This is a genomic window from Marinicella gelatinilytica (assembly GCF_026410405.1).
GTDB classification, from domain to species: Bacteria; Pseudomonadota; Gammaproteobacteria; order Xanthomonadales; family Marinicellaceae; genus Marinicella; species Marinicella gelatinilytica.
The window spans coordinates 86,660-112,361 of sequence record NZ_JAPMLN010000009.1; the positions used below are offsets into that span (position 1 = coordinate 86,660).

The window sequence follows — 25,702 nt, forward strand, 5'->3', positions numbered from 1 at the left end:
TTTCTATCGGAACGAGATTTGTCAACTTAATTTAACGTCCAACTGACCAACAGGCGGCAAGGGTTCTTGATTGTCTAATTCCCGCAAGGCTTTAAACAATTTTTTCGAGTGGGGTGGTTCGGGTTTTTTCAGGTAATTGCGGACCAGGTTGCGGAGCTCGTTCAGGGTTTCGTGGGGGAAATGTTCGTAAAGGTAGGCATTTAATGTTTTTTCGTGGTCAATGTAGGCCGTTAGCCATTGGTTAATTATGGCGTCTCTGACTTGAAAATGGGCATTTTTAGCCTCATCTTGTTGCAACTGTTGTTCAATGCTTTGATAATCGCACTTGGCCAGCAGTTTGCCCATGTATTGGGTATGCCGTTTGGCGGCAATGTGGCTGGTGATGCGTTTCGATTCATCAATGGCTGCGATTAATGCCGGCGGTAAATTTAAAGCGTCACGTTTTTTCGCCGGTAGCTCGGCTATTTCTCGGGCCAGGTCTTGGAGACCGTGGGCCTGTTTTTTTAGCTGGGTTTTACTTAAGGTATTTTCCACTGATTGGTCGCTGTTTGGCGACTGGTCTTTATTAGACATAAACGGCTCAGGTATGAATCAAATTGATATTGTCACAAAAGTTCTTGAAACAGTAAAGCATAAAGGCGCCGATGATGCCGAAATTAGTTATGCCGAAGGCCGGGGGATAGGCGTAAGTTGTCGCCAGGGCGAGGTCGATACGGTCGAGAACAACCAGGATAAATCGTTAAGCTTAACGGTGTATAAAAACGGTGCCAAGGGTACCGCCTCCACCGCGGTGGTTAATGATGAAAGCATTGCCTTGACCATTGATAAGGCTTTGGCCATTGCGGCTTTAACCGCACCGGATGAGGCGGCGGGTTTAGCTGATAAGGAATTATTGGCCACAGAATTTAAAGATTTACACACGGCTTTTGATAATCCCTATGATCCTGAAACTTTAATTGCCTATGCTTTGCGGGCCACTGAAGGTGCGCGGGCGCAAGCGGCAGAGATGCAAGCTGATGTGGTGGTGGATGAAGCCGGCGTAGAAGTCGGGGATGGTTACGCCATTTATGCCAACAGCAATGGTTTTGTCGGTGAAAAACGCGGTAGCAATTGTTCTGCCAGCGTGGTGGCGATTGCCAAGAAAAATGGTGAAATGGAGCGTGAGTACTGGTGGGATGCGGTACGTGATTTTGGGCAATTAATGAATTCAGAAGCGATGGGTGCCAAAGCCACCGGTCGCAGTGTCGCTCAATTAGGTTCCAGACAAGTTAAGTCGCAACAGGTGCCGGTGTTATTCGATCCGTCTATGGCGAAAAGCTTGATTGGCCATATGTTATCGGCCATCAGTGGTAGCGCACTTTATCAGGAAGCCAGTTTCCTTAAAGATGATTTGAATAAACAATTGTTCCCTGACTGGTTTAATATCAGTGAAGACCCGTTTATCCCGGGTGGTTTTGGCAGCCGTAATTTTGACAGTAACGGCATTGCCACCAAACCCAGAACCTTGATTGATCAAGGTGTTTTAACCGGCTTTATGTTGTCTTTATATTCAGCGCGACGCCTAAACACTCAACCCACCGGTCATGGTGGCGGTGCCCACAATCTAAAAGTCGAGGCACCGACGACCGATGATTTAATCAAACAAATGGAGCGTGGGTTTTTGGTCACTTCTTTAATGGGGCAGGGTGTAAACACGGTCACTGGCGATTATTCTCGTGGTGCTTCCGGGTTTTGGATTGAAGATGGCGCCATTGCTTTTCCGGTCAGTGAAATGACCATCGCCGGGCATTTAAAGGATATGTTTAGCCACATTCGAGCAGTCGGCTCAGATATCGATCAACGCAGTAAAATCCACACCGGTGCCTGGTTGGTGGATGGTATGACCATTGCCGGTGACTAATGCCGTGACTGAGAGTCAATCCACATTTACCTTCAAAAAAGTGCATTTTAATGCCGCTGATGGTGTGCTAAGCCTGAATTATCGGGACAGTCGCTTCGGGGATTTTCAGGAGCAATTTATTTTCCCGGAGTCCTTATTGCAACAAGCCTGGTTAGCCGATGAGCAACGCAATGCCTGGCTGCTGGCCGTTAATCATGCGGTGCAACAGGTGTTTTGGATGGCCGGTGTCAGTTATTACAAAACTCATTTAGCGAAAACCATTGAATTTGATCAAACAAAACCAAGTACGATTGAAGCCCAATGGCTCACCGATAGCTGGCAAGCGGGTTTGGCAGAATTGGCCCATGAAAATAATTTGGGTTGGTTATCGTATATTCAATTCCCCAGCCAAGACCACAAGCCGAACACTGAGAAAGTGTTATCGTTACCGCCCAGAACCTTGGTACCGATTGGCGGTGGCAAAGATTCTCTGGTAAGCATTGAACGCCTGCGACAAGCCGGTGAAGACATTACCCTGTTACAAGTGGGATCGGCTGAATTAATTGAGCAAGTGGCGCAAGCCACTGAACTGCCGATGCTGCAAATTCGCCGCCGCGTGGATCAACGGTTATCACTACTGACGGAGCAGGGTGCTTTTAACGGCCATGTGCCGATTACCGCCATTAATAGCACGGTTGCGGTTTTAACCGCTTTATTAGGGGGGTTTGACAGTGTGGCTTTTAGTAACGAACGTTCTGCTGATGTCGGCAATCTTCAAGCGGCCAATGGCCAATGGGTTAACCATCAATATTCCAAATCCTGGGCTTTTGAACAACAATATCGAAAGGTGTTGGCATTCAGTATGGGTCAAGCGGTGGACTATTTTTCTTTGTTGCGACCTTATTCAGAATTGGCGATTGTGAAACAATTTAGTGAATATCCGCAGTATTTCGAGGTATTTTCCAGTTGTAATCGGAATTTTCATTTAAGCGGTTCAAAAAACCAAAATAATCGCTGGTGTGGGGTTTGCCCCAAATGCGCTTTTGTGTTTGTGACCCTGGCGCCGTTCGTATCACGGGAACAATTACTGGCAATTTTTGGTCATGATTTATTGGCTGATAAACAATTATCCGATTTGTTTTTGGCGTTATTCGGACTTGAAGGGGATAAACCTTTTGAATGTGTCGGTGAAGCCCTGGAAATGCGTGCCGCATTGTGGTTATTAAAACAGCATCCGGATTGGCAGGATCAAGGGTCTTTGGCACACTGGTTACAACAGATGCCGCCGGTTAATCAGGCGGATAGTGATGCGTTATGGGCTCGGCAAGAACCTTATTACTTGCCCAATAAGCGACACTTTTCAGAGGCCCATTGGTGATGCTGTTAAGCGAGTTAGTCGATAAAAAAATCGCGGTGTGGGGTTATGGTGTGGAAGGTAAAGCCACCGTAAGCTATTTACAAAAACACCTGCCTGATTTGAAGCTGTTCGTGTTATGCCCTGAACAAGAAGCAGACAACAGTGGTGTCGAATTTAATCATGCGCCAATCACTGCCAAAGTCTTGGATGGCTTTGATGTGGTGATTAAGTCGCCCGGTATCAGTCCCTACCAGACAGCAGTGCAAGACAGTCACAGTCAATTTATCAGTGCATCAGCATTATGGTTTAGTAATGAATTACACCGCGGTGACAAATCACCGACGGTGGTCGCCATTACCGGCACCAAAGGCAAAAGCACCAGTTGTTATTTATTGCATGAAGCCCTTAAAGCCTGTGGTTTGAACTGTGTGATTGCCGGTAACTTTGGTACGCCTTTGATTGCTTGTGATGCGACTTATGATGTCATTATCTTAGAAACCTCCAGTTACCAAGCCCAGGATGGCGCCATTAAAGCGGATCTGGCGGTAATATTGAACCTGTATTCGGAGCACCTGGATTGGCACCGTGATGATGCGCAATACCGCCAGGATAAATGGCGTTTGCTGACTTCTGCCAAACAGGCTGTTATTAATGCCAAGGATGTGTTAAGCCAGGAAATGCAACAACATACGCCGATTGATGCGTTTATTTTGTTTAACCATTTATCAGGGTTTTATGTGCTGGATGATGTTTTGATGTATCAGGACAAAGCCCTGCTTTCGACGGCCGGCTGGCAACTATCCGGTGTCCATAATCTACACAATCTGGCGGCGGTTATGACCGTGGTTAAAGTTTTGGGTTTGGATGTTAAACCTGCTTTAAATGCAGTTAAAAAATGCCCGCCGTTGCCACATCGCCTGCAATCTCTCGGCACGATAGGTGGCGTTCATGTGATTAATGACAGCATTGCCTCCACACCCCATGCCACTTGGGCTGCTTTGCAAACGTGCCCAATAGAACGCACTGTGTTACTGCTCGGTGGCTATGATCGCGGTGTTGATTGGCAGTGGTTTGCCCAAAAAATCACTGATAAGTCACCGAAAAAAATACTGTGTAGCGGTGCCAATGGTCAACGGATTTTACAAACCTTACAGCAGCACAATGATATAATGGACGTTGAGTATGTGACTACTTTAGCTGAAGCGGTTAGTAAAGGATTTTCGGTGGCTCAAGCGGGTGATTATTTGTTGCTATCACCGGGCGCACCGAGTTTTGATGCGTTTACTAATTACCAACAACGCGGACAACAATTTGCCCAATGGGTACAACAATTTGAGCAATGATGAAACATTTTTTGACAATATTATGGCTATTTATGATGGTTTCGGTTTCTGCCGAACCACCTGGAATTTCCGGCCGGTCAGATGTTCAGGCAGAGCAGCTAATTCCCCGAACTTTGCTTGATAAAGTGGCCGAAGGCGATGGTGAGGTGGCTTATTTTATCGGTAATATGTTTAAACAAGGCTTACAAAACGATTACCAAAGCATTCCTCAGGATGATGAATTGGCTCAAGAGTGGTTTTTAAAATCCGCTGAATTAGGCTATGTGCACGGTATGTTTGAAACCGGATTAATGCTGTACCGAGACAAACAATGGTCGGCAGCAAAAAAATGGTTGCAACAAGCTGCAGAGGCCGGTCATGGTGAGGCGTTTTATCGCTTAGCCTATTTTTCAGTGTATGGTTTAGCCGGTGAGGCGGTTAATTGTCAGCGTGCTTACAGCTATTTTGAACAAGCTAAAATCAGAACAATCAAGTCGGCTTTTAATGATTGGGCGTGGATGTTAGCCACTCAGCCGAATGAAGACTGCCGTAATGGCCATCAAGCTTTGAAAATCATTTCAGAATTAGAAAGTATGTATGGTCAGCAGCGCATGCCTTGGGCGATGATTGACACCAAAGCGGCGGTATTGGCGGAAATTGCTGATTTTAACGGCGCCATTGAATTACAATCGTGGGTGGTGGCCGGCTATTGCGGTATAACGGTCAGTGAAATTGATGATTTTAGCCAATTGATGGCTGACTACACACGACGAAGTGAAGACGATAAAATTCGAGGTTGTGATGGTTATGTGGAGCGTTTAAACGTCTATAGCCAACGACAACCTTGGCGTGAAGAGATGGTAATGCATGATGACAAACAGTAATCAGCAAATGAATGAAACAGAAGATATCCGAACGAGACTTAATCAAGAGCGGGGGCCAATTGATTACCTGGAATTACAGAAATTTTTTGCCAAAGGCGTGATCCTGGTGGTTGATCCTGAATTGGATTTGATTGATGTAGCAGAAAAGATTCACGCCGATGATGCAGACTGTATAAGCGACTGGATCAATGCTAAACTATTGACCAGAGCGCATGATGAACATGCCAAAAAATGGTTAAAACAGAACGCTTGTTTTGAAGCGGTGACAATGGCCCCCTGGGTGGTGGTTCAAGAAATAAACAAGTCATAGGACAGAGATAAAATTATGATAGATTGGATTTTAATATTATCAGCCGGTATTTTGGGATGGGCTTTGGGAATTGCCGGTATGTACATCATTAACCAAAAAAAAGGCAAACAACATTCAGTTAAAGAACTGGAACAGCGTTTAGATCAGTACCAGCAAAAAGTTGAAAACCACTTTGCCAAAACGGCCGACCTCATCGATAACTTAACCGATAGCTACCAAGCGGTATTTACCCATTTAGCTGATTCCGCTGAAGAGTTATTAACTGATGAACAAATTCGCAATCAATTAATTAACCGTAAATCCCGAGAAGTCACCATTAAATACTTAAAAAGTGATGATGATTATCCCCATAATATCAACCCATCGGTGGACTAAACCAATGGGTTGAATTTATAGATGACTTAATCATTAAGTCGTTTATTTCAATAAAATATTGTCACGGTTTTTTTCCACAGTTTTTAAACCAACACCTTTCACTTCCGTTAGCTGTTCCTTGGTTTTAAAAGGACCATTCTTATCACGGTAACTCACTATGGCCGTGGCTTTCACAATTCCGATGCCTTTCAGCTCTTTTGAAATGTCCTCCGCAGAAGCCTTGTTAATATTAACCGCCGCAAAAGCTGTTGAAATTAATAAGCTGCAGATTAAAAATAAAGTTTTAAACATATTCATAATTGATTCCTCGTTTTAATTTTATTCAATGAGTGATTACTCTTCCTGTGATGTTTTCACATCTGTTGCTTATGGTAGCGAAGTTAAAATAATGACAATACCGTCAAATTCTGATAATGTTGTTAGAAATAAACCATGAGAATAGTATCAATGATAACAGCGTGTAGGAAAATGTCGATTGCGATTGTTTTATACTGCTTAAGCCTTGGCACTCTTATGTTTTTCCCGCTAACAACTGAAGCCGTTGATTTCACACCCCATGGTAGTCAACCCGGATTGCAATTTCCGCTGGCAAGCAATGCTGATTGTTTGAGTTGTCATCAAAGCACGCAGCGCAGCAGTGATCCTTATAATATGCCTGTTGATACCTGGATTGGCTCCATGAAAGCCAACGCCATGCGTGATCCGCTGTTTTGGGCAGCGCTCGATGTGGCCAATAACGATATTCCAGGAGTCGGTGATTTTTGTTTGCGCTGTCATACCCCGGAAGGTTGGTCCGGCGGTCGGGTGGTAAAAACAGGACAAGCAGCTAAAGGTATTGTTAATGTTAACGGTAGTCAAGGCTGTTCACTGCAAGGCAGTTTTACAGAAGCCGCTTCCAATCATAATGACTACAGTGGTGTCACATGTCAATTTTGTCACCGCATCGAGTCACATACACCCCTAGGTCAACCGGCTGCCACCCAAAATGCCGATATCTGGCTGGATGATGCCGCCTGTGAAAATAGTTATTCCGGAGAACCTTGTCGTAAAGGTCCATATAAATATAATGACGGCAATACCCCGCCACCCCACGATTGGGTCTATTCATCATTCTTAGAGTCATCAAAATACTGTGGTAGTTGTCACGACATTTCCTCACCTGAGATTTTAGACAATGGTCAGTTGAGTATTGCCAGAAAATTTTGGCACAATGGTCAGGAAACCGATGTTGCCATGCCCATTGAACGCACCTATTCAGAATGGAAAAACTCTTATTTTGCTGATTTAATTTACCGCGATCCGTTTGAAGCCTTAAGTACCTCAAAGCAACCAGTGCTGCAAACCGGCCAAACCTGCCAGACTTGCCATATGCCGGAAACCAATGAAACCGATGCCCGTGCTTGTGTATTTGGTGTTAATCGGCCTGGAAATTTGCCCACCCATCAATTTGCCGGCGGTAATACCTGGATCCCCCAAGTCATCAAAGCTGTTTATGGCGATGATTTAGCAGCCAATGACCCAGTCGGTTTAGATCGTAAAGGTGCTTTAGATTTAACCACCTCGTATGCCTTTAACATGCTGCAAAATCAGAGCGCTTTGGTTACTGCGCAGGTGACCGCACAAACAACGCAACAATTGACGGTCGCGGTCAAAGTGACCAACCTGACCGGTCATAAACTGCCTACCGGTTACCCCGAAGGCCGTCGTATGTGGCTCCAGTTAGAAGCGCGTGATGGCAACAACACTGTGTTTTGGCAATCTGGCGCTTATGATAACAGCACCGGCGTATTAACCGAGGACAGTCAGCTCAAAGTCTATGAAACACTGCAGGGTATCTGGAATGAGCAAAATAACACCTGCGAGACTGAAGACGGCGATGGTGATGTCATGTTCCATTTTGTGCTTAATAATTGCATCGCCAAAGATAACCGTATACCGCCATTGGGTTTTACCGGTGCCGGTAATCGTGAGTTGGCACCGGTGGGTATCACCTATCCGGCGGATCCGCAATTAGCAGCGGCGGTGGTTAATTACGATGTCACCGATTATCAAATTAATATCGATCAGGTGGCATTGCCCATTACCCTGACTGCCCGATTGAATTTTCAGGTGGCCAGCAAGGAATACATCGAATTTTTACAAAAAGTCGCCGATGACAATAATCTGCCGTCAGAAAACGCACTGTGTAACCGCAACTGGACGGAAGGTCCCGCCAATCAAAACCGTGCCAGCTATATGACCAGCCTATGGCAAACCTACGGCCGCTCCGAGCCCGTGCCCATGGCAGTGGACACGCTGGTGGTGAATTAAAACCAAAGCAAAACCTAAATTTTAGTGTTTAATGATGCGTGACAGGCTTGCCCAGCAGCCTTTATCTCATACAGAAAATAAGTATTGTTGATAAATAGAGTTGTGAATAAAGGTTTATACCCGTGGTGCATTTGGGACAGAACCCAACAAATATTGTCATATCGACCAAGCGAAGCGAGTGGAGATATCTCCTGCCAATGGAAATTTGCGATAAAATTAGGGAGATTCCTCCATGCGCTTCGCTTAGTCGGAATGGCGTGACACTTTTTAGGTTCTGAAAGAAATCTTAAGAACCGACTATTAATCCAAATGCACCACGGGTGTTTATATAATTGTTATGTTGTTGCTAGGCTTGCCGGCGAAGGCCGGCAACCCGCGTCTTTGAGTATAAGTCTGCCGTAACAAAGCCATATTAAATGTAACAAATTAGATTCAAAATAAATTTTATCTTGACAAGTGTAGAGGTAACAATAATAATCTGCATATCGACACTTGTAGAGAACCATGAAACTAACTTCTTTTGAACTGGATGTGATGCAATATCTCTGGCAACAAACGGAAGCCACCTCGCCTGAGGTCCATGCCTATATTACAAAGACTAGGGACGTGACATATTCAACCGTTAAAACCATTATCGATCGATTGGAACAGAAAAAGGTCATTAAACGCCATCGTGTTGAAGGCCGGACTATTTATTATCAAACACTTGTGACTCCAAAGGAAGTTCAAAAGCCGATGCTTAAACAGGTGCTACAAAAACTTTTTGCCGGCAATAAAAAACTTTTGATGAATCAGTTGTTTGAACAAGATGACCTTAGCCAGGAAGACATTCAATATTTAGAAAACCTGATCAAACGGGACAAAAAGTTATGATCAGTTATTTATTTATTAACCTATTAATCAGCTTTTGGGCATTGGCCATTAACAGATGGATGTTGATTCCTGAGCGCATTAAGTTTCCGGTTTTAATGCTGGCGATGATGAGTTGGTTGTTGCCCTATCATTTGATTAGCTTGCATGTCGAACTGAACACCGTCAATGAGACAATTTATACCGTTCATAGCTTAGCAACATACATAGAAACACCCGAATCAGTTAGATTTTGGGTGCCATCGATGATTCAACTTGGCTTGTTATTTATGTTATGTGGCGTACTCATGTTTGTCCTTGATGTCATGAAACTTATTCATAAACATCGGTGGTTAGTTAATAAAGGCCAATCAACAAAATATAAAAATGTGCGACTGGTGGATGATTTAGTGGGTGCGTGTGTCACCGGATTTTGGCAGCCTAAAATCTGGATTAATACAAAGCTGTTTCGGCAAGCCGAACGTGATATCGTTTTGGCGCATGAGCGACAACATCTTCGAAATGGTGATATTTATTGGTTATTAATTATTGGATTTGTTTATCGTTTATTTTGGTTTAATCCGATGGTTTATTGGCTCAATAAAAGATTACGTGAAGTCATTGAATTGCGTTGTGATGAAGCCTGTCAAAAACAATCAACAAATAAGCGTTACCAACATCACCTAGCCAAAATTATTTTGGAATATCAACAGACGAAGCCCACGGCCTTAATCAATGAAATCAGTCAAAATAACAGTTTTCAAATAAAACGAATTCAAAAACTATCCCAGGAGAAAAACATGACGAAGAAACATAAGTTTTATATCACAGTTAGCCTAATTATCATTGCACTGCTTTCCACAGCCAGTTTAGCTAATCAGGATAAGCTTGAAAAAGTCCAGCTTGCTGATAATGAGGTGGTGGTTGATATTATTTTTGAGGTGACAGAGCAATTTTCGGGACTCAGTGAAGCCTCAAGTACGAACAAGCAAATGGTCGTTGAAGTGGATGACTGGCAGGAAGTAAAGCTGGACAGATACACCATTAAATTCAAGATTAGTGAGCCAGCAACTGAAGCCAATCAATTTATGATTGATACCCAAATATTAAACAGACAGAACACCACACTATACAGACCAAGCATCCTAACAGAGCCGAACCAAAAAGCCGGTATTAAAGTCAGTGCAGAAACGATAAACGAACCTGCTTTTGGTCTTAATTTTACAGTGTTATCAAAATAAAGGGTTTTAGTAGTCGCTTATTATGTGATAAGTCTAAGTATGGGTTTTGTATATATGCCTCTATCTGTTTTGACCCATGGCAATAGAATGAAGAGAATTGTTTGATATAATTGTTATCAGATGGTGCATTGTCATGTATAGTGCGTGCTCGATTTTGAATTGGCCTTGATAGGCCTTGAAAGGATATACCATGAAGTTTGAATCATTGGGTTTAGCCCCTCAATTACTTAAAGCCATTGAAAGTTGTGGTTATCATGAGATGACACCGATTCAGGAGCAGGCTATGGTGCCGGCACGCCGTGGTCAGGATGTCTTGATTAATGCCCAAACCGGAACCGGCAAAACAGCGGCTTTTGCGCTGCCGATCTTGCAACAAATCGTGGACAAGCCCAGAACCCTGGCGGCCGGTAAAGTACGGGCTTTAATATTAACACCAACCCGTGAACTGGCGGAACAATTAAGTCAAGCCATCGCAGATTATGCACAGCATTTGGATATTAATATGCTGGCCATTTATGGTGGTGTTAACCTCGATGGACAAGTGGCCAAACTACGGACCGGCTTAGATATATTAATTGCCACGCCGGGTCGTTTATTGGCGCATACTGATAAAAACCACGTTGATTTATCCGAAGTCAATGTGGTGGTTTTAGATGAAGCCGATCGTTTACTGGATATGGGGTTTATTGAAGATGCCCAGCGCTTAATTAACCAGACCGCTAAAAACCGACAAACCATGCTGGTGTCTGCGACCATCACGCCGGCGCTCAATGAATTAAGCCACCAAATCTTAAAAAATCCGGCCGATGTGCGCATTAGCAAGGCCAATATCACGGCAGAAACCGTTGAGCATGTCATTTATCCGGTCAGTGAAGAACGCAAGTTGGATCTGTTTATGGCTTTGCTGGAAGAACATAACTGGTACCAGATTCTGGTTTTTACCGGCACCAAAAAGCAAGCCGAGCATTTATTGGAACACTTGAAAAAAACCGATGTGCCGGTGGCACTGTGCCACGGTGATACCCGTCAGGGGCAACGCCGTCGCGCACTGGCAGATTTTAAATCAGCAAAAATTCAGGTGTTGATTAGTACCGAAGTGGCCGCACGGGGTCTGGATATTGAGGGTTTAGACCATGTGCTTAATTTCAATCTACCGCATTTACCCGAAGATTATGTACACCGTGTCGGGCGTACCGGCCGTGCCGGAAAGTCCGGGCAGGCGATTTCCTTTGTGTGTCCGCAAGAAGCCCGTGCTTTGGCACGAATTGAACGCTTAATCGGTGAGGCGATTCCACGTATTTATCGCCGTGGTTTTGAGCTCACTGAAGCCGATACTTTAAGAGAATCGGCTGTGCACAAACACACACCCAAACCCAAGCCCAAAAATAAAGCCAAAGGAAACAATAAAACAGGACCAGTCAAACCGGGCAAGCCAACAAAACCCAAAAGAAAATCCGGAAAATCCATCAGTAGCAGGGCCGGCGGCGCCAAAAACCGCAAAGCACGCAAGAAAAACAAGTGAGATTCCGGTTTGTGTTAAAATATATTCAGTTAATATTTGAGATTTAATAAGTGAGTCGAGAAAATCTTTTAAAACAAATTGATCAATTAGCCTTATCTGAAAAGATATCAATGGTTGAAGACTTGTGGGATTCCATCGCCTGTGATGCGAATAAGCTGCCGATGCCTGAATGGCAAAAGAGAGAATTAGACAGAAGGCAGCGTGATTTTCAGAATGGAGAAGTTAAGTTACATGACTGGAAATCTGCACATCAAAAATTAAGAACTAAGGGTTAATGAAACTCTATTATACCGACGACGCTTTAGAAGATATTGAATTGGCTTTCGATTGGTATGAAGAACAAAGCCATGGATTAGGTCAGGTTTTTATCGATTGTTTGGAGCAAGGTGTTCAAAATATTATTGAATTTCCTGATACTTTTCCCATCACACATCGACAATATCGTAGAAAACTTATAAAAAAATTTCCATTTTCAATATTCTATACCATCGAAATCAATGAAATAATCGTTCATGCTGTTTTTGATAACCGCCAACATCCAAAAAAGATACCAAAATAACTATTTTTAGCAATAAAAAGAATCGTTCATGCTGTGGGTTAGTTGGCATGTAAAGGGTCTCATTTGGACATAAATCAAACCTTTTTTACAGTAAAATACGGCTTTTTTTAGAGGACGTTTAATGTTAAATCGTATTTTGCTAGGGCTTACGTTATTGACTTTTATTAATCAAGTGGCGGCAGACACACGGCCTATGAAGATGTTTGTGGATATAGATAAACCTTTCGTGCATGTCGGTGAAACGGCGCAGATAACTTTGGCCATTGGACCTTTTCTGGCCGGTGACATTAGGCAGGGGTTGGCGTCAGCCCCAGGAGTTAGAATAAAAAAATCGTTGTTTGAACGACCTCTAAAGCCTGAGTTTCTGACCCGAACATTTAAAATTAAATTCTTAGAAAAGGGTCGCCAGACCATTGGCCCATTTACTTTGACGATTGATGGTGACACTTGGCAGTCTGAGCCTATGTCGTTTGAAGTGATTGATGAATTTCCTTTGAATGAATTAGTGGTTTCAACCAGCACCACATCCAGTTCAGAAGGTTTGTTATATACCACGGTTGAAGTAGAGGTTAAAACACAACAATTCGGGGATGTCATCGATTTATCGCTGCAGTCTATAGCCGATGTTGAGTTCAAATCTGCCGGTAGTTCTGTGAGTACAGTGATTATTCACGATCAACCATTACATACCAGGGGGTTAAGTTTTGAGGTTTATTGCGAAGCAGGCCAGGTTGAGTTGACGCGTGATTGGTTTACATATTTACCGGAAGACATTCAGGTGAAACCGATATGGATTGATTGTGAATAAATGTTAAGTTAACACTGTAATAACATTTATTTAAGATAATTTAAGTATAATATTTACTATTATAATCAATAATATAGGAGGATATATGGACTTTATCAGAATTTTGTTTTCTATTTTAATTCCACCACTGGGTGTTTTTTTACAGGTCGGTTTAGGCGGTCAGTTTTGGTTGAATATCTTATTAACGATATTGGGATATATCCCCGGTGTGGTTCATGCGGTTTATATCATTGCGAAAAGATAGAAGTTTTATGAAATCAAAAAAAAGCAGCTTAAATCGCTGCTTTTTTTATGTCCAGGTTAATGTGTTTATCTGTCCTCAATGGGCCCAACTTTGCGGGCTTCGGGGCCGGTGTAATCGGCGTTGGGGCGGATAATGCGGTTGTTCTCGCGTTGTTCGAACACATGAGCCGTCCAGCCGGTGACCCGTGACATCACGAATATGGGCGTAAATAGCTCAGTCGGAATGCCCATAAAATGATACGCTGAGGCATGGAAAAAATCGGCATTGGGGAACAGTTTTTTCTCATCCCACATTTTTTTCTCAACCGCACAACTGACCGGGTATAAGGTGGTGTCACCCACTTCTTCAGCCAATTTTTCAGACCATTTTTTAATGATGGCATTTCTGGGATCGCGTTCGGTATAGACCGCATGACCAAAGCCCATAATCAGGGTTTTGTTTTTCAGCATCTCATCGATGGCGGCTGTGGCTTCTGCAGGTGTTGACCATTGGGCCAACATGGCCATGGCCGCTTCATTGGCACCACCGTGTAAATGACCGCGCAAGGCGCCGATGGACGCAGTGACGCAGGAATGGATATCCGATAAAGTCGATGCCACCACACGGCCGGTAAAGGTTGAGGCGTTAAATTCATGTTCGGCGTATAAAATTAAAGACACATCCATCACCCGGGCATGTAATTCACTGGGTTTTTTACCGTGCAACATTTCCAAGAAATGCGCGCCGACGCCATCAATGTTCGATGCGGTATCGATGCGTTTGCCATGGGTGACAAATTGGTACCAGTAACAAATCATACCTGGCAAGGTGGCGACTAAACGGTCGGCTTTATCCCGTTGTTGTGAAAAATCAGTTTCGGTTTCTAAGTTACCCAACATCGAGGTTCCGGTGCGCATCACATCCATGGGGTGGGCATCGGCGGGGATCAGTTCTAAGGTTTTTTTCACCGCTTGCGGTAATTCACGCAGGCCGTTGATTTTCTTTTTATAAGCATCGAGTTCGCTTTGATTGGGCAGGTGACCATGAATAATCAGGTGCGCGACTTCGTAAAAGCTGGCATTGGTGGCTAAATCATCGACATCATAACCGCGATAGGTCAGGCCGGTGCCTTGTTTACCGACAGTACAAAGGGCGGTTTGTCCGGCCACCTGGCCGCGTAATCCGGCACCGCCGGTTTTTTTTGCATTTCCCATGTTATTTGTCCTCCGAAAAAAGTTGATCTAATTTTTGTTCATAGCTGTGGTAATCCAGGTAGTCATACAGCTCTTCTCTGGTTTGCATAATGTCCAGGACATCTTTTTGGTGACCTTGTTTTAATAAGGCTTTGTAAACAGTTTCTGCACCTTTGTTCATGGCGCGATAGGCGCCGCAACAATACAGCACAATATCGACATCGTGTTGTGACAATTCGTCGCAGGTGAATAATGGTGTGTGACCAAATTCAGTGATATTGGCCAGAATCGGAACCTTGACTGCAGCCTTAAAGCGTTTATATTGGTCTAAGGTTTTCATGGCCTCAGGAAAAATCATATCAGCACCGGCTTCAACACAAGCCACCGCACGTTCAATAGCGGCTTGTTCGCCTTCAATGGCCAGGGCATCGGTGCGGGCCATAATCACGAAGTTCTCATCGGTGCGGGCATCAACAGCGGATTTAATGCGATCGACCATTTCCTGTTTTGACACCACTTCCTTGTTGGGTCGATGACCGCAACGTTTTTGTGCCACCTGATCTTCGATGTGCATAGCCGCAGCGCCGGCTTTAATCACTGAGCGGGTGGTGCGGGCAATGTTAAAAGCGCCGCCCCAGCCGGTATCGACATCAATCAATAAAGGCAAATCACAGACATCGGTGATGCGGCGAACATCAATCAATACATCTTCCAATGATGAAATGCCTAAATCCGGCATCCCTAAGGAATTGGCAGCGACACCGCCACCGGATAAGTAAATGGCTTGATGGCCGATGGCTTTAGCCATGCGGGCGGTGTAAGCATTGATGGTGCCGACCACTTTCAGTGGGTCGTTTTGTTCGACGGCTTGCCGGAATTTAAGTCCGGGGCTGGTGATTGTTTGTGTCATATTGTTATGGGGTTGCTGTTGGCAGTTTGGGTGTGTTCAACTGCGTTTGTTAGGTGTTGACGTGAGCCATGCTTTACACCCGATTGAATCACGTTTTAAATTTTTTTTACGGCACCAAAAAGATGCTAAGTCCTTGATAAGACCTTTAATTTAAAGCGTGCGAATTATAACAGAATGGTGGCATTATAGCCACCAAAGCGTGACTTTGGGTTAAGTTGTTAAGCCCGTTCTATATGACGCAATAAACCGCTGATGCCACCTTGTAAGGCATAAACGTCAAAGTCCATGGTGGTTAAGGTATAGGCCGCTGCAGCACAACGTGAACCCATATTACTGGCAGTGATGATTGGGGCGTTGGGGTTAATTTGGCGACTGCGTTCGCGTAATTCGGGTAAGGGAATATTTAAACTGCCTTTGATGCCCATTTGCTGATGTTCGTCATTCTCGCGTACATCGAGTAAGGTGGCGCCATTGGCAATTTTTTGTAATGCCTTTTCTGCCGTGATCCAGCGTACCACATGGGCTTTCAGTAATTTTCGAAAAGCCTCGCCCGATAAGCGCATCAGCACACCATCGGACATCATGCGGACACCGGCATCGCGTGGCTCGTTAGAGACCAAGGCAGATTCGCCGAATAAATCACCACTTTTCAGTGTTGCCGCCTGAATTTCACCGTCAGCCTGGCATTTGAAAACCCCGGCTTTACCATCAGCAACGATATAACAAAAGTCGCCGGCCTCACCTTCGCTCATTAATTCATCTCCCTGACGTACTTCGATACGCTCCAGTACAGCAAACAGTTCAGAGACATTGCCCTGGGGTATCATTTTTACGGTACGGCTGTTTAATAAACCCAGTACCCATTGATAACTTTGGTGGTTTCTCAAGGGGCTGTCTAAAGGGGCTTCGGTATGACACCGATTCCAGACTTGAAATTGCTCAAGCAGTTTGGCATCGATTCCGAAACCACTCACTGATTGGGAAGTGGCGCGAATGGTGGCATCTTGGCTTTTATGGGCATCAATAATTGGGTATTTTGCCGATAAGCTTTTAGATTTTAATACTTTTTCTCGACCTGATTCGGTGGTGACCTGAACCACGCCTTGGGTTAAGAATAAGCTTTGTTTTAAGGGCTGCCCGTGTTTTGAAAGCATTGTATCTTTAGGTGCTTCAAATGATTGGCATTGAGACAATAACAGAGGATAAAAATCCGGATTAATTGTATTAAACGGAAAATAGTTCTGCAGTTGTTCAGCGCTAATCATTGGTCGGTTCCCCTTTTTATTATGCTTTATCTTACCTGATTTCTTTATGATTGTACAAAACCATTGACTCAGGTCTGTATCATGGTTATTCGGGCCAAAGAGCTTGTCTTGGTTGCGGTAAAATCATGGTAAACTGAGTCGCTTTTCACTGTTCTTTCAATCATGCCATCGGTTCTGTATTACTTATTTAAGCCGAAGTTCTTGCACATGACCTTGTTAGGTTTTGTGGCAGGTATTCCTTTGTATTTAATCTTTTCTTCGTTATCGCTTTGGCTTGATCAGGTGGGGGTTGCTAAATCTGAAATTACTTATTTTAGTTGGGCGGCTTTGGCATATTCTTTTAAGTTCTTATGGTCACCGTTGGTGGATAAACTTCCGATTCCTGTGTTAAGTCGGATTATGGGCCAACGGCGGGCTTGGTTGCTGGTGGTGCAAATCCTTATTATGTCGGCGATTGTCTGGATGGCAATGACCAATCCCGCAGCTGGTGATGGGGCGCTGTTAAGGATGGCGATGGCAACTGTTTTACTGGGGTTTTCATCAGCCACACAGGATATTCTGATTGATGCCTGGCGGATTGAAGCCTCCACAGAAAAAGACATTGCTATGCTTTCTTCTGTGTATATTGTCGGTTATCGATTAGGCATGATAACTTCCGGTGCAGGCGCCTTATTTATTGCCGGCTATTTAGGCACTGCGGTGGGAAATTACCAATACCAGGCCTGGCAAATCAGTTATCTAATCATGGCGTGTGTCATGTTGGTGGGGATTGCCACCACACTGGCCATTAAAGAGCCGCCAACCAAACAAGAATTGGTACATAGCACCCGTGATTATTTGGGGGTGTTGTTGGTATTCGTGTTCTCAATGGTCGTGTTTGTGATGGTTTATTGGTCATTGTCTGACAATATAGAACATCTGTCATCACAGTTATCAGCAGTTATCAGCAATACAATTTTGATTGATACCCTAACTGTCACGATTCGGCTACTGGTGGCTCTTATGGCTGCATTTGTGATGGCTAAACTCATTGGTCTCAGTGGTTTCGTTAATCAGGCTATGATGAGGTCTGTGTATGTGCAACCGGTGGCTGATTTATTTGAGCGCCACCGCCGCTACATTGTTTTATTGGTGGGGATTATCGCATTATATCGGGTGTCGGATATTGTCATGGGAGTAAGTGCCAATTTGTTTTATCAACACATGGGGTTTTCATTGGATGAAATAGCCGGTATTGTAAAAACCTTTGGTTTGGTCATGACTTTAACCGGTGGCTTAATTGGTGGTGTGTTGGTGGTTAAATTTGGTATTCTGCGAATTATGCTGATTGGTGCGGTGCTGTCTTCACTGACTAATTTACTGTTTATGGTGATGGCCGGTATGGATAAAAGTGTGTGGTTTTTGGCGCTGATGATTTCTGCCGATAATTTGTCCGCCGGCTTGGCGATGACGGCTTTTGTGGGTTTTTTATCTTTGTTGGTTAACCGCCGTTTTACTGCGGTGCAATATGCCATGTTTTCATCAGTCATGACTTTGTTTCCAAAAATTTTGGGCGGTTACTCAGGAGGAATGGTGGAAACTTTGGGATTTGGTGGGTTTTTCTTGATGACCGCCATTATTGGTTTGCCGGTTATTTTAATGTTGTTATATGCCATCAAGGTTAAGGCTTTTGAGTTCACAGCATCAGCAGACAGTGAAACAGAAAAATCAGCCTAACGTGATATAATGCCGAATTTTGAAAAATCATAAATTATTATGTCTGAAGCGCCAAAATTTGCGGAAGAATCAACGGTATTAATGATACCAAGTTCCTCCGGCCAGTTGGAAATACTCACTGCACCACCGGTGGCTGATGCCGTGGATAAGGATCGCGTCGCCATTATTTGTCACCCGCATCCGCTGTATGGTGGCACCATGCGCAATAAAGTCACCCATATGCTGGAAAAAGCCTTTCGTGAGATGGGCGCTTACACCATTCGTTTTAATTTTCGCGGTGTTGGTGAATCTGACGGTGTGTTTGATGATGGTGTGGGTGAAACCGATGACCTTATGACCGTCTTTGAATGGGCGAAACAAGCCAAGCCGGACAGTAAATTTTGGTTGGCGGGATTTTCTTTTGGATGCTACGTGGCGATGCGAGCAGTTCATGATATTAAGCCTGAGCATTTTGTGACGGTTGCGCCTCCTGTAGAGCGTTATGATTTTACTGAATTAGATCCGCCTGACTGTCCATGGCTAATGGTGATGGGTGAAGAGGATGATGTGGTCAGTCCGCGGGCTGTTTATGAATATGTGGAAGCTCAAAATCCAAAGCCACAATTGGTGACTATGAAGGCCGGACACTTTTTCCATCGTCGATTATTGGATTTAAAAGGTGCGGTTAAAAATGGCTTGTTAAGACAAGTAAACAGCGAGCCGAATGATTAATGGGACCTGCCCAAAGATATCAACAGGAAATTGACGACGGCACCTTATTGCCCGATAAACGCCAAGCTAAGGTGGTACAGTCTTTCCAAAGATTGTACGATGATCTTATTCAGACACCGCAGAAAAGATGGTGGCCATTTTCACAATCGGTTGTTGCCAGGGGTTTATATATTTATGGCTCTGTGGGTCGTGGTAAAACTCACTTAATGGATTTGTTTTACGACAGCCTGCCTGAATCAGTTCCGAAGCGCCGTCAGCATTATCATGATTTTATGCAATGGGTACATCGCCGTTTACGTGCTGTTGCGGGTGTGTCTGATCCCATTGAGCACATTGGTCAACAATTAGCGAAACGCATCAAGATTTTATGTCTTGATGAATTTTTGGTCAATGACATTGCTAATGCCATGCTCCTCGCCGGTTTGCTAAAAACCCTGCATCAACATCGCATCACGTTAGTGACCACCTCAAACGTAAAACCTGATGATTTATACAAAGATGGTTTACAACGGGCTAAGTTTATGCCGGCCATTGTTTGGATTAATGATTATATGGAGGTGTTACGTCTCGATGGCGAAAAAGATTATCGCTATCATAACAGTCATGATCATGAACATTGGTATTTCCCTGTCAACGATTCCTCGGCGAAACGGTTAAATGTATTTTTTGATCACGTTGCCAATGGCCCATCAGCTTCTGGTGACATTGATATTAATCATCGCGCATTACCGGTGATTAAATCGACTGGCAATATACTATGGTGTGATTTCAAAGCTTTATGTGAGGCCGCTCGCGGTGCCAATGATTATTTGCTTATTGGTGAACAATTTGACTTCGTGCTGATTGATCATATCCCATTATTAACATCCGATATGGATGATCAAACCAGGCGATTTATTACTTTGGTTGATGTGTTGTATGAGGCTGAAGTGGGCATGGTGTGTCGTGCCGCTTGTCATTACGATGTTTTGTATCAGGGTAAACGCATGTCATTTGAGTACCGACGCACCCGTTCACGACTCACAGAGTTACTGCGAATTCAGCCGAAATAAATCGCTTAATCAAAGCGACGCACAAGGTTTTAATTCTGCTAAACTATTGTATTTGTGCTTAAGGCAAATCAATATGTCTCAGTCAGCTATTTATCAATGGATTAAACAAAAAGCCATTAAACAAGACGCAGTTTCAGCGGCCTTAATTATGGCTGATGAACGCCCCGCGCCCACCGACTGGATGCCCTTTTTAAAAACATTATTTATGGTGCTCGGGGGGTTGGCATTGGCCGTGGCTTTGCTGTTCTTTTTGGCTTATAACTGGCAGTCAATGGGCGTAATATTTAAATTTGCTATGGTGCAGGCGGGGTTGTTCTTAACTGTTTTAGGCCTTTGGTTGATAAAAACACCGGCTTTTTATAATCGTTTCAATATACGGCCGAAAAGCCTAAATTTAATGACAGTTATTGGTTCAGTGGTTATGGTTTTATTAATCGGTGGACTACTGGCTTTATTCGGTCAGGTATACCAAACAGGTGCTGATCCCTGGCAGTTGTTCGCCTTATGGGCTCTACTAATCAGTGCGTTGGCGATTACTTCAGGTCAATCCGTGTTGTGGGTAATGTGGTCCTCAATCATCAACGTGGCACTGTTTTTATTGGCAGATTCTCGGCCACTGATGTTGTTGTGGTTTAATCATTCAGCTGATTTTATATGGCTGTTTTTTATGGTTAACACGGCGTTGTGGATGTTGCTTGAGTTGTTATCTAAATCAAGCCCGATAAAAACTGATAAAGGGTTTTATCAGCGTTGCTTAATGGCGGATGACTGGGGACGACAGCTGCAAAGTCTGGCGCTGCTAATGTGCCTCACAATTATGGGTTTTATGGCCATATTTGAATGGCAGTCTTATGCGTTAACCAGGGGTTTGGTGGTGTTGCTGGGATTGGCCGGTTTATATGCTTATTATCGATATCATCGTCCTGATTTGTTGTTTCTTGCTTTTTGGATGATGACACTCATCACCCTGTTAGTAACCTTAGTCATTCAGCTGTTTGATAACGTTTTTAACGAGTCTGTTTTATTGTTACTGGCAATACTCGTTATCGCTTTAACAGCCGCTGCGGTGGCTTGGTTGAAGTCAATTCAAAAGGAGTGGCAAGATGAATGATGTAAACGTCTTATGGCAACAGCTCAAAGCCAAACAAATGACAACCCAGGTTGATGCGCCACCGGTTTCACAAACAGACGACGATAACAGCTGGTTTGTGCATGTGTTACAGGCGGTGGGTGGCTGGTTTGCTGCGATATTTTTAACCGGTTTTATCGGTTTTATGATTGTGCCCATTTTTGATTATCCGTTGATGAGCGGTGCCCTGGGTTTGGTGCTGAATTTTGCTGCTTTGCATTTTTACAGGCAACAAAATAACAATAAGATGGCATTTTTAAAGCATTTGTTTCTGGCGCTGAGTTTGGCGGGCCAACTGTTGGTTAGTTTTGCGGTGGCAAAACACCTGGGATGGCAAACACAATCATTGTTTTATATTTTAGCGGTTTATCAACTTCTTTTGGTGTGGTTGATGCAAGATTTTGTACACCGATTATTAAGTACCTTATTTGCTGTAACCTTATTGTTCTGGGGGCATTCTTTCTTATTGGTTTCAGGTGTTGGTAGTGCTTTACTGGGTGCTTTATTGGTTTGGCTTTGGATGGACAAAATCGGTTGGCATGAAGATAAAAAACTATACGAACCCATGGCTTATGCTTTGGCGCTATCTTTGGTTGGTTTAAATGTACAGGCTTTATCATGGTATTGGCAGCTGGGTCGTCATGTGGGCGGTGATTTGAGTGTTTGGTTCACCCAGTCTGCTGTATGGCTAAACGCAGTGTTGCACATCGCGGTATACGGTTATTTGTGGTGGCGATTGCAGCGACAATCATTGTTGCCACAAACATCGGCTGAACGCGGCTTAATTTTGTTTAGCCTGATTGGTTTTGCTTTGTTGGGTTTTGTTATTCACGGCTTTAGTGGCGCCGCGTTGTTGTTGATTCTTGGTTTTGTGTGTCGTAATAGAATATTATCAGGTTTAGGCGTGTTGGCGATGTTGGGGTTTGTCAGCTGGTATTACTATCATTTAGATGTGAGTTTGCTGGTGAAGTCTATGACACTAACAGCCATGGGTGTTGTTATGTTGATTGCGGTTTGGTTGACGCGCCGACCGTCAAAGGAAGCTAATGGACACTCCGCTTCGCAACAAAGTGTTCCTTGGATTGCGGTGGTCACTTTTGTTATTGTTGTAATTGTGGTGAATACCGGCATTTATCAAAAACAGATGCTCATTAAAGACGGTGATTTTATGTTGCTGGAATTGGCGCCGGTTGATCCACGCTCTTTGATGCAGGGAGATTATATGCGTTTGCGATTTGCGTTAAGTAATACCGTTAATCAGGCACAATCAGATAACCACGATTTACAACCATCTAATCAAATTGTGGTTAAAACCAATCAACAGTCGGTGGCAGCTTTTCAGCGATTCTACCAGGGCCAACCACTTGAGGATAATGAATATTTATTATCACTAAAGCACAGCCGCTGGGGTTTGGTGGTACCCACTGATGCCTACTTTTTTGAGGAGGGGAGCGCGAAGCTGTATGAGCAGGCCGAATATGGTGGTTTTCGGGTTAGTCGGCAAGGTGATTCTATATTGACTGGTCTATATAATGCGGATTTTCAGTTAATTTCTGCAGCTGACGCATTACCAGAAAACTGATTAACTTGTTGGCACAGGTCTTCAATGGCATTTAATATTCTGGGTGTCGGCCGACTGAAGGTATCGGGGTTAAGTACAGCGATGTGATTATTTTTAATGGCGCTAATTTGCGGCCATTGTTTTAAAGGGCTGTTTTTGTTGAGGGGCTGCATGCGAATAATGACATCAGGATTTTTGACAATCACAGCTTCTTTGGTGACGGTGGCGGCAATGGTTGGCAGTTGCTGGAAAATATTCTCAAGGCCACACAAAGCCGCGGCTTCACTCATCCAATGGTCTGCGCTGACTGTGTAAAGTGGTTGCTCTGATAATTGAATAAACACCGACCGGATTGTCGATTGTTGTTGCTTGTGGCTGTGTAATTGTTTTTTGAATTGTTGATAGGCATCGGGTTGTTTTAATCCGATGTGTTTTGCAATATCTTTTATGGCCTCACCGATGTCGGCTAAAGAGTCAATTTTAATCGGTATGGTGTTTAAGTTGTGTTGCTGTAGTTGTTGTAAGACTTGATTGGTTGTGGTGCCTTGCCAGTAGAAAATCATATCCGGCTGTAAAGCAATCATCTGTTCTAAATCAATGCGAAAAGCATCACCCACAACAGTGAGGTTAACGGCTTGTTTTGGGTAATTGCTGTAAGCACTTACACCGACTAGGGTCTCGCCGCCACCGGCAACATAAATCAATTCTGTGATATGTGGCGCCAAGCTTACGGTCGTTACCGGCTTGTTGGCATCACTTTGAGCGTGGATTGGATTTATGAGTCCGCTCAGTAACAGGATATATAAACAGCGATTTAGCATGGTGGTGTTTTGTTGTAGTGAGTGACGGGCATTGTAATGGAGAAAAGCTTCCAAAGCCATTTTGGTAGATTGTAAAAAAATACATAACACCGCACTAGCACACTCTTAATGAGGAAGTTTCAATTAAGACTCGTATTGTGCTGACATGTTAATTAAATAGTAGTGACACCCGTGGTGCATTTGGAAGAAACCAAAACAAATGTTGTCATATCGACCGAGCGAAGTGAGTGGAGATATCTCCCAAAGTTTAAAATTCTGACTAAATTGAGAAGATTCCTCGATCTCCGATCCGGTCTCGATTCTAACACCGCCATCCTTGGCGGCGTCCATGCGCTTCGCTTAGTCGCCTACAGGACGTAGGTGTGCCAAGTTAACAGGATGTGGTATTGGCCGGAAAGACGAGTCGTCTTTTTGGTTATTAAATCATGTTTATTTACCATTTATCGCTCTAAATGCACCACGGGTTAGTGACATATTTTTCCAAGATGTTTTAGAATTGATGTGGCGTTTCAACGGAATTGATTTTATGCGTATTTTGAAGTGCAGAACATTATTGGAGACAATTTGATCTCTCGCTTTTTTAAGTTGTTCCAGATTTTAAAATAATCCTTGCAAAGCGATAAAATTCATCTAAAATTCGCAACTCAGTAATGTTCGCTAAACTCGGCTTAGTCAGATACTCAAATTACTGCTATTTTTTATTGACATTAAGGCAATATTCTACGAAAATGCCGTGCTTCGTTCGTTGGAGGGATACCCAAGCGGCCAACGGGGGCAGACTGTAAATCTGCTGTTTTTAACTTCGGAGGTTCGAATCCTCCTCCCTCCACCATTATATAGAGACCCTGAAGTGAGCTTCGGGTTTGAAGAGCGGGTGTAGTTCAATGGTAGAACATTAGCCTTCCAAGCTAAATACGTGGGTTCGATTCCCATCACCCGCTCCAATGTAAGATGCCCATATAGCTCAGTCGGTAGAGCACTTTCTTGGTAGGGAAGAGGTCACTGGTTCGACTCCAGTTATGGGCACCATTACAAACGATTTAATTATAACTGCTTTTGTTTTTGGAGTAGCAACTATGTCAAAAGAAAAATTTGAACGCAATAAGCCCCATGTGAACGTGGGCACAATCGGTCACGTTGACCATGGTAAAACGACTTTGACTGCAGCGATCACAAAAGTTGCTGCTGAAAAGATGGGTGGTGATTTTAGAGATTACAACCAAATTGATAACGCGCCAGAAGAAAAAGAGCGTGGTATCACGATTTCGACTTCTCACGTAGAATACGAAACAGACAATCGTCACTATGCGCACGTTGACTGTCCGGGCCATGCTGACTATGTTAAAAACATGATTACAGGTGCGGCGCAAATGGACGGTGCCATTTTAGTGGTATCAGCCGCTGACGGTCCAATGCCACAAACCCGTGAGCATATCCTGTTGGCACGTCAGGTTGGCGTACCTTATATTGTTGTGTTCTTAAACAAATGTGACCAAGTTGATGACGAAGAGTTGTTAGAGTTGGTTGAGATGGAAGTTCGTGAGTTATTGAATGACTATGAGTTCCCTGGTGATGACACGCCATTGGTTAAAGGATCAGCTTTGAAAGCCTTAGAAGGCGACACCAGTGATATCGGTGTACCGGCTGTACAAAAGCTGTTGGATGAGATGGATTCTTATTTTCCTGAGCCTGAGCGTGACACAGC

The 25,702-nt window shown here is 43.8% G+C and carries 26 protein-coding genes and 3 tRNA genes; 23 read left to right on the forward strand and 6 right to left on the reverse strand.

The window, feature by feature from the left end; all coding sequences use genetic code 11:
- Positions 1-21 precede the first annotated feature (21 nt).
- On the reverse strand, positions 22-573 hold the full coding sequence (yjgA, locus tag OS173_RS07600) for a ribosome biogenesis factor YjgA (RefSeq protein WP_267183673.1): 552 nt from the start codon (positions 571-573) through the stop codon (positions 22-24).
- 13 nt (positions 574-586) lie between these two features.
- Here yjgA and OS173_RS07605 point away from each other — a divergent pair, with 13 nt between their 5' ends.
- From OS173_RS07605 to OS173_RS07630, 6 genes are read left to right on the forward strand one after another with little or no spacing between them, the layout of a single operon-like run.
- Positions 587-1,900, forward strand: coding sequence for a TldD/PmbA family protein (locus OS173_RS07605; protein WP_267183674.1), 1,314 nt, complete (start codon positions 587-589; stop codon positions 1,898-1,900).
- A gap of 4 nt (positions 1,901-1,904) precedes the next feature.
- Positions 1,905-3,257 carry an adenine nucleotide alpha hydrolase family protein gene (locus OS173_RS07610; RefSeq protein WP_267183675.1) on the forward strand — a complete coding sequence of 451 codons (1,353 nt, stop codon included), beginning with the start codon at positions 1,905-1,907 and terminating at the stop codon, positions 3,255-3,257.
- Positions 3,257-4,579 carry a UDP-N-acetylmuramoyl-L-alanine--D-glutamate ligase gene (murD, locus tag OS173_RS07615; protein WP_267183699.1) on the forward strand — a complete coding sequence of 441 codons (1,323 nt, stop codon included), beginning with the start codon at positions 3,257-3,259 and terminating at the stop codon, positions 4,577-4,579. Before OS173_RS07610 ends, murD begins: the two co-directional genes overlap by 1 nt.
- Positions 4,580-4,590: 11 nt before the next feature.
- Entirely contained in the window at positions 4,591-5,442 is an 852-nt protein-coding gene (locus OS173_RS07620; RefSeq protein WP_267183676.1) for a tetratricopeptide repeat protein, read from the forward strand.
- Positions 5,426-5,752, forward strand: a complete 327-nt coding sequence (locus OS173_RS07625; RefSeq protein ID WP_267183677.1) for a DUF2288 domain-containing protein — start codon at positions 5,426-5,428, stop codon at positions 5,750-5,752. The genes OS173_RS07620 and OS173_RS07625 overlap by 17 nt, the downstream gene beginning before the upstream one ends.
- A 15-nt stretch (positions 5,753-5,767) precedes the next feature.
- A complete protein-coding gene (locus OS173_RS07630; RefSeq protein WP_267183678.1) occupies positions 5,768-6,127 on the forward strand; it encodes a YhcB family protein in 360 nt (119 codons plus the stop codon).
- A gap of 42 nt (positions 6,128-6,169) precedes the next feature.
- Here OS173_RS07630 and OS173_RS07635 read toward each other — a convergent pair whose 3' ends face one another.
- Positions 6,170-6,424, reverse strand: coding sequence for a ComEA family DNA-binding protein (locus OS173_RS07635; RefSeq protein WP_407659812.1), 255 nt, complete (start codon positions 6,422-6,424; stop codon positions 6,170-6,172).
- Positions 6,425-6,640: 216 nt separating this feature from the next.
- Between OS173_RS07635 and OS173_RS07640 the strand changes: the two genes are divergently transcribed.
- The 8 genes from OS173_RS07640 to OS173_RS07675 all read left to right on the forward strand — a co-directional run bounded on the left by OS173_RS07640 (position 6,641) and on the right by OS173_RS07675 (position 13,660).
- Positions 6,641-8,437, forward strand: coding sequence for a hypothetical protein (locus tag OS173_RS07640; protein WP_267183679.1), 1,797 nt, complete (start codon positions 6,641-6,643; stop codon positions 8,435-8,437).
- A 504-nt stretch (positions 8,438-8,941) separates the two neighbouring features.
- Positions 8,942-9,310, forward strand: coding sequence for a BlaI/MecI/CopY family transcriptional regulator (locus OS173_RS07645; protein WP_267183680.1), 369 nt, complete (start codon positions 8,942-8,944; stop codon positions 9,308-9,310).
- On the forward strand, positions 9,307-10,527 hold the full coding sequence (locus OS173_RS07650) for a M56 family metallopeptidase (protein WP_267183681.1): 1,221 nt from the start codon (positions 9,307-9,309) through the stop codon (positions 10,525-10,527). Before OS173_RS07645 ends, OS173_RS07650 begins: the two co-directional genes overlap by 4 nt.
- Before the next feature lie 190 nt (positions 10,528-10,717).
- Complete coding sequence (locus OS173_RS07655) at positions 10,718-12,049, forward strand: DEAD/DEAH box helicase (protein ID WP_267183682.1); 1,332 nt, start codon at positions 10,718-10,720, stop codon at positions 12,047-12,049.
- Positions 12,050-12,099: 50 nt separating this feature from the next.
- Entirely contained in the window at positions 12,100-12,324 is a 225-nt protein-coding gene (locus OS173_RS07660) for an addiction module protein (RefSeq protein WP_267183683.1), read from the forward strand.
- Positions 12,324-12,608, forward strand: a complete 285-nt coding sequence (locus tag OS173_RS07665) for a type II toxin-antitoxin system RelE/ParE family toxin (protein ID WP_267183684.1) — start codon at positions 12,324-12,326, stop codon at positions 12,606-12,608. Before OS173_RS07660 ends, OS173_RS07665 begins: the two co-directional genes overlap by 1 nt.
- 121 nt (positions 12,609-12,729) lie before the next feature.
- Positions 12,730-13,416 carry a hypothetical protein gene (locus OS173_RS07670; RefSeq protein ID WP_267183685.1) on the forward strand — a complete coding sequence of 229 codons (687 nt, stop codon included), beginning with the start codon at positions 12,730-12,732 and terminating at the stop codon, positions 13,414-13,416.
- A gap of 85 nt (positions 13,417-13,501) precedes the next feature.
- Entirely contained in the window at positions 13,502-13,660 is a 159-nt protein-coding gene (locus OS173_RS07675; RefSeq protein ID WP_267183686.1) for a YqaE/Pmp3 family membrane protein, read from the forward strand.
- A 65-nt stretch (positions 13,661-13,725) separates the two neighbouring features.
- Here OS173_RS07675 and prpC read toward each other — a convergent pair whose 3' ends face one another.
- The 3 genes from prpC to OS173_RS07690 form a co-directional block, all read right to left on the reverse strand.
- Positions 13,726-14,853 carry a bifunctional 2-methylcitrate synthase/citrate synthase gene (gene prpC, locus OS173_RS07680; RefSeq protein WP_267183687.1) on the reverse strand — a complete coding sequence of 376 codons (1,128 nt, stop codon included), beginning with the start codon at positions 14,851-14,853 and terminating at the stop codon, positions 13,726-13,728.
- A gap of 1 nt (position 14,854) precedes the next feature.
- Positions 14,855-15,742 (reverse strand): methylisocitrate lyase, encoded by an 888-nt coding sequence (prpB, locus tag OS173_RS07685; protein ID WP_267183688.1) that lies wholly within the window; start codon positions 15,740-15,742, stop codon positions 14,855-14,857.
- 218 nt (positions 15,743-15,960) lie between these two features.
- Positions 15,961-17,007 (reverse strand): cyclic nucleotide-binding domain-containing protein, encoded by a 1,047-nt coding sequence (locus tag OS173_RS07690; protein ID WP_267183689.1) that lies wholly within the window; start codon positions 17,005-17,007, stop codon positions 15,961-15,963.
- Between the two features lie 162 nt (positions 17,008-17,169).
- Between OS173_RS07690 and OS173_RS07695 the strand changes: the two genes are divergently transcribed.
- The 5 genes from OS173_RS07695 to OS173_RS07715 all read left to right on the forward strand — a co-directional run bounded on the left by OS173_RS07695 (position 17,170) and on the right by OS173_RS07715 (position 23,197).
- Entirely contained in the window at positions 17,170-18,723 is a 1,554-nt protein-coding gene (locus OS173_RS07695) for an AmpG family muropeptide MFS transporter (RefSeq protein WP_267183690.1), read from the forward strand.
- A 39-nt stretch (positions 18,724-18,762) separates the two neighbouring features.
- Positions 18,763-19,434 carry an alpha/beta hydrolase gene (locus OS173_RS07700; protein ID WP_267183691.1) on the forward strand — a complete coding sequence of 224 codons (672 nt, stop codon included), beginning with the start codon at positions 18,763-18,765 and terminating at the stop codon, positions 19,432-19,434.
- A complete protein-coding gene (gene zapE / locus OS173_RS07705; RefSeq protein WP_267183692.1) occupies positions 19,434-20,486 on the forward strand; it encodes a cell division protein ZapE in 1,053 nt (350 codons plus the stop codon). The genes OS173_RS07700 and zapE overlap by 1 nt, the downstream gene beginning before the upstream one ends.
- 73 nt (positions 20,487-20,559) lie before the next feature.
- The gene (locus OS173_RS07710; RefSeq protein ID WP_267183693.1) at positions 20,560-21,597 is read left to right on the forward strand and encodes a DUF2157 domain-containing protein; all 1,038 of its coding nucleotides are present in this window, start codon (positions 20,560-20,562) and stop codon (positions 21,595-21,597) included.
- Positions 21,590-23,197 carry a GDYXXLXY domain-containing protein gene (locus OS173_RS07715; RefSeq protein WP_267183694.1) on the forward strand — a complete coding sequence of 536 codons (1,608 nt, stop codon included), beginning with the start codon at positions 21,590-21,592 and terminating at the stop codon, positions 23,195-23,197. The genes OS173_RS07710 and OS173_RS07715 overlap by 8 nt, the downstream gene beginning before the upstream one ends.
- Here OS173_RS07715 and OS173_RS07720 read toward each other — a convergent pair.
- Positions 23,158-24,057, reverse strand: coding sequence for a helical backbone metal receptor (locus OS173_RS07720; RefSeq protein ID WP_267183695.1), 900 nt, complete (start codon positions 24,055-24,057; stop codon positions 23,158-23,160). The two genes, OS173_RS07715 and OS173_RS07720, sit on opposite strands and share 40 nt — an antisense overlap.
- Before the next feature lie 687 nt (positions 24,058-24,744).
- Here OS173_RS07720 and OS173_RS07725 point away from each other — a divergent pair.
- From OS173_RS07725 to OS173_RS07740, 4 genes are all read left to right on the forward strand, one after another.
- A tRNA-Tyr gene (locus tag OS173_RS07725) sits at positions 24,745-24,829 on the forward strand.
- 38 nt (positions 24,830-24,867) lie between these two features.
- Positions 24,868-24,941: transfer RNA gene (locus OS173_RS07730), tRNA-Gly, on the forward strand.
- Positions 24,942-24,950: 9 nt separating this feature from the next.
- A tRNA-Thr gene (locus OS173_RS07735) sits at positions 24,951-25,026 on the forward strand.
- Between the two features lie 47 nt (positions 25,027-25,073).
- A partial coding sequence (locus tag OS173_RS07740; RefSeq protein WP_267183696.1) for a GTP-binding protein occupies positions 25,074-25,702 on the forward strand: 629 nt, incomplete at its 3' end.

Coding starts and splice junctions, on each gene's coding strand:
- yjgA (WP_267183673.1), bottom strand. CDS start 573: ATGTCTAATAAAGACCAGTCGCCAAACAGCGACCAATCAGTGGAAAAT.
- OS173_RS07605 (WP_267183674.1), top strand. CDS start 587: ATGAATCAAATTGATATTGTCACAAAAGTTCTTGAAACAGTAAAGCAT.
- murD (WP_267183699.1), top strand. CDS start 3,257: ATGCTGTTAAGCGAGTTAGTCGATAAAAAAATCGCGGTGTGGGGTTAT.
- OS173_RS07625 (WP_267183677.1), top strand. CDS start 5,426: ATGATGACAAACAGTAATCAGCAAATGAATGAAACAGAAGATATCCGA.
- OS173_RS07630 (WP_267183678.1), top strand. CDS start 5,768: ATGATAGATTGGATTTTAATATTATCAGCCGGTATTTTGGGATGGGCT.
- OS173_RS07635 (WP_407659812.1), bottom strand. CDS start 6,424: ATGAATATGTTTAAAACTTTATTTTTAATCTGCAGCTTATTAATTTCA.
- OS173_RS07640 (WP_267183679.1), top strand. CDS start 6,641: ATGTTTTTCCCGCTAACAACTGAAGCCGTTGATTTCACACCCCATGGT.
- OS173_RS07645 (WP_267183680.1), top strand. CDS start 8,942: ATGAAACTAACTTCTTTTGAACTGGATGTGATGCAATATCTCTGGCAA.
- OS173_RS07650 (WP_267183681.1), top strand. CDS start 9,307: ATGATCAGTTATTTATTTATTAACCTATTAATCAGCTTTTGGGCATTG.
- OS173_RS07655 (WP_267183682.1), top strand. CDS start 10,718: ATGAAGTTTGAATCATTGGGTTTAGCCCCTCAATTACTTAAAGCCATT.
- OS173_RS07665 (WP_267183684.1), top strand. CDS start 12,324: ATGAAACTCTATTATACCGACGACGCTTTAGAAGATATTGAATTGGCT.
- OS173_RS07670 (WP_267183685.1), top strand. CDS start 12,730: ATGTTAAATCGTATTTTGCTAGGGCTTACGTTATTGACTTTTATTAAT.
- OS173_RS07675 (WP_267183686.1), top strand. CDS start 13,502: ATGGACTTTATCAGAATTTTGTTTTCTATTTTAATTCCACCACTGGGT.
- prpC (WP_267183687.1), bottom strand. CDS start 14,853: ATGGGAAATGCAAAAAAAACCGGCGGTGCCGGATTACGCGGCCAGGTG.
- prpB (WP_267183688.1), bottom strand. CDS start 15,742: ATGACACAAACAATCACCAGCCCCGGACTTAAATTCCGGCAAGCCGTC.
- OS173_RS07690 (WP_267183689.1), bottom strand. CDS start 17,007: ATGATTAGCGCTGAACAACTGCAGAACTATTTTCCGTTTAATACAATT.
- OS173_RS07695 (WP_267183690.1), top strand. CDS start 17,170: ATGCCATCGGTTCTGTATTACTTATTTAAGCCGAAGTTCTTGCACATG.
- OS173_RS07700 (WP_267183691.1), top strand. CDS start 18,763: ATGTCTGAAGCGCCAAAATTTGCGGAAGAATCAACGGTATTAATGATA.
- zapE (WP_267183692.1), top strand. CDS start 19,434: ATGGGACCTGCCCAAAGATATCAACAGGAAATTGACGACGGCACCTTA.
- OS173_RS07710 (WP_267183693.1), top strand. CDS start 20,560: ATGTCTCAGTCAGCTATTTATCAATGGATTAAACAAAAAGCCATTAAA.
- OS173_RS07715 (WP_267183694.1), top strand. CDS start 21,590: ATGAATGATGTAAACGTCTTATGGCAACAGCTCAAAGCCAAACAAATG.
- OS173_RS07720 (WP_267183695.1), bottom strand. CDS start 24,057: ATGGCTTTGGAAGCTTTTCTCCATTACAATGCCCGTCACTCACTACAA.